The organism is Micromonospora sp. NPDC002411 (genome assembly GCF_053592955.1).
Genome location: NZ_JBSFBM010000539.1, coordinates 1 through 2,925 on the forward strand (window position 1 = coordinate 1; position 2,925 = coordinate 2,925).

Annotated in this window: 2 protein-coding genes and 1 pseudogene; all 3 read right to left on the minus strand. The window is 69.5% G+C overall.

Annotation, left to right across the window (positions count from 1 at the left end; genetic code table 11):
- Positions 1–388: 388 nt before the first annotated feature.
- On the minus strand, positions 389–1,468 hold the full coding sequence (locus ACWCO3_RS33505; protein ID WP_358166949.1) for an amidohydrolase family protein: 1,080 nt from the start codon (positions 1,466–1,468) through the stop codon (positions 389–391).
- An 18-nt stretch (positions 1,469–1,486) separates the two neighbouring features.
- The gene (locus ACWCO3_RS33510) at positions 1,487–2,065 is read right to left on the minus strand and encodes a Uma2 family endonuclease (RefSeq protein WP_450013955.1); all 579 of its coding nucleotides are present in this window, start codon (positions 2,063–2,065) and stop codon (positions 1,487–1,489) included.
- A gap of 67 nt (positions 2,066–2,132) precedes the next feature.
- Positions 2,133–2,925, minus strand: a pseudogene (locus ACWCO3_RS33515) (signal recognition particle protein); the annotation flags it as partial.

Sequence of the window (2,925 nt, forward strand, 5' to 3'; positions counted from 1 at the left end):
CGCGAAGGTTGGCAGGCGCCGACCACCTGGGACGACTTCTTCGCCCTCGCGCCGAAGATCAAGGCCAAGGGCATGGCGCCGTACGTGCACGACGCGACGAACACCGCCCCGGAAACCGGGAACGCGACCTGGGGCACACAACGCCGCCATGGTCACGCTCGAACAAGGAAGTAGGGGCCTCACCGACGCACCGACACCACTACAACCAGGATGTTGCGCGATCTTGGGGCCGAAACGGCCCTCGGCGCGGGCACACACCCTTCCCCTTCAAGATCCGCGCAACATCGGGGAAAGTACTGGCTCATCGCGAACGGAGGCAGCAACTTCACCGAAGTTGCGCGGATCTTGGGGAGGGCGCGCAGGGCGCACGGGGCGCGCCATGCGCGGGTCAGCGGACGACGCGACCGCGGAGGATCGTGCGGGACGGGGCGCGGACGACGCGCAGGTCGAGGCGGGGGTCCTCGGGGTAGACGGTCAGGTCGGCGAGGCCGCCCTCCACCAGGCCGGGGAAGCCGAGCCACTCCCGGGCGCCCCAGGAGGCGGCGGCGAGCACGTCGATCGGGGCCATCCCCGCCCGCTCGTGCAGGAGCAGCATCTCCTCGGCGGCCAGCCCGTGGTCGATGCCGCCGCCAGCGTCGGTGCCCACGTAGATCGGCACGCCCGCCTCGTGTGCGGCGCGCACCACCTCGGGGAAACCGTCACGCAGCGCAAGCATGTGCTCGGCGTACCCGGGGAACTTGCCCCGCGCCTGCTCGGCGATGCCTCCGAAGGTGGCGATATTGATCATCGTGGGGACGAGCGCGGTGCCCTGCCGGGCCATCTCGTCGATCAGGTCGAGGCTCAGCCCGGTGCCGTGCTCCACCGAGTCCACCCCGGCCCGCACCATGATCTCGACGGCGGACTCGGAGAAGGTGTGCACCGCGGCGCGTACCCCGGCGTCGTGGGCCGCCCGCACGGCGGCGGTGAGGGTGTCCGCGTCCCAGGCCGGGGCCAGGTCACCCACACCACGGTCGATCCAGTCGCCGACCAGCTTGACCCAACCGTTGCCGGCCTTCGCCTGCGCGGCCACCGTCGCGGCGACGTCGGTCGCGTCTACCTCCACGCCGATGTCCCGCAGGTAGCGCTTCGGCGGGGCGACGTGCCGGCCGGCGCGGGCCAGTCGCGGCAGGTCCGGCTCGTCGTCAAGCTCGGGGTACGGGTACGGCGAGCCGGCGTCGCGGATCGCCAGCACCCCGGCGTCCCGATCGAGGCGGGCCAGCTCGCGGGCCTGGTCGAGTGAGGTGATCGGGGCGCCACCTCGGGCGATGCCGATGTGACAGTGCGCGTCGACCAGCCCCGGCAGCACGAAGCCGCCGTCGACAACCGTCTCCGCGTCGGGCACCGGGGTGTAGGTCACCCGGTCGTCGACCAGCCAGAGATCCCGGACCTCGTCGTCGGGGAGCAGCACGCCGCGCACATGAAGGGCCATGCGCACAGTCCTACCCGATCACTCCTCGTCGGGAGCGAGCAGGTCGTTCTTCCGAGCGGTCAGGGCGGGCAGGTCCACGGAGACCTTCCACGGCCGCTCGGTGACGAACAGGTCCTCGGTGTGCGCGACCTGTTCGTACTCGCGGTTCGCGCCGAGCGCGTACTCGGTGAGCGTGACGCGGTCCTGGAGCGGATCCACCACCCAGTAGGACCGGACGCCGGCGTGCGCGTAGACCTTCGCCTTGTCGTACATGTCGCGGAAGGTGGAGGTCGGTGAGACGACCTCCACGGCGAGCAGGGCGTCCTCGACCGGGACGGGCGAGCGGCCGGCGTGCTTGCGGCGGATGACCACAACGTCCGGGCGTGGCTCGTTGCGCTTGTCGACCCGCATCGACAGGTCGATGCTGACCAGGTATTCCGGCGGGCAGTTGACTTCGACGGCCAGTAGCAGCTCGACACAGAACTCTTGGTGCACGGCAGTCGGCGACGACTCGATCAACCTTCCGTTGATCAGTTCGTACGGAAGGTCCTTTGGCACCTCGCCGAGGTCGTCGACCGTCCACTCGTGCCGTTCGGGCAGGATCGGGGCCGCGGTCATGACATCTCCTTCCAGAGGAGAGATCACCCTAAGCACCGGATCAGTCGCCCGCCGTCACCGACACGCGTCAGCGCGGGCCCTTGTCGCCGCCCTTGCCGAGCTTGTTGAAGTCGATCTTCGGAAGCTTGAAGCCGGGCGGTAGGCCCTGCCCTGCGGCGAGGTCGTTCGGGTCCATCCCCGGCGGGAGCTGCGGCATGCCGCCCGGGAAACCGCCCGGCATCCCGGCGCCGGCGCCCGTACGCGGCCGACCGCCGCCCTTGGTGCCCTTGCGCTTGTTCTTCGGAGACTTGGTCGCCTTGCGCCGGCCACCGCCGGGCAGGCCCATCATGCCGCCCATCTGCTTCATCATCTTCTGCGCGTCGGCGAAGCGGTTGAGCAGTTGGTTGACGTCCATCACGGTGACCCCGGAACCGTTGGCGATGCGCGCCCGGCGGGAGCCGTTGATGATCTTCGGGTTGGTCCGCTCGCCCGGGGTCATCGACCGGATGATCGCGGTGACCCGGTCGAAGTGGCTGTCGTCCAGCTCGGAGAGCTGGTCCTTCATCTGCCCCATGCCGGGCATCATGGCCAGCACGTTGGCGATCGGGCCCATCCGTCGCACAGCGATGAGCTGGTCGAGGAAGTCGTCCAGCGTGAACTGCTCGCCGCCCATGAGCTTGGCGGTCATCTTCTCCTTCTGATCCGAGTCGAAGGCCTGTTCGGCCTGCTCGATCAGAGTGAGGACGTCGCCCATGCCGAGGATGCGGCTGGCCATCCGGTCGGGGTGGAAGACGTCGAAGTCCTCCAACTTCTCACCGGTGGAGGCGAACAGGATCGGCTGCCCGGTGACCTCACGCACCGACAGCGCGGCACCACCACGG

What these genes read in the sequence shown, in the direction of transcription:
- ACWCO3_RS33505 (WP_358166949.1), bottom strand. Translation starts at nt 1,468, where the DNA reads ATGGCCCTTCATGTGCGCGGCGTGCTGCTCCCCGACGACGAGGTCCGG.
- ACWCO3_RS33510 (WP_450013955.1), bottom strand. Translation starts at nt 2,065, where the DNA reads ATGACCGCGGCCCCGATCCTGCCCGAACGGCACGAGTGGACGGTCGAC.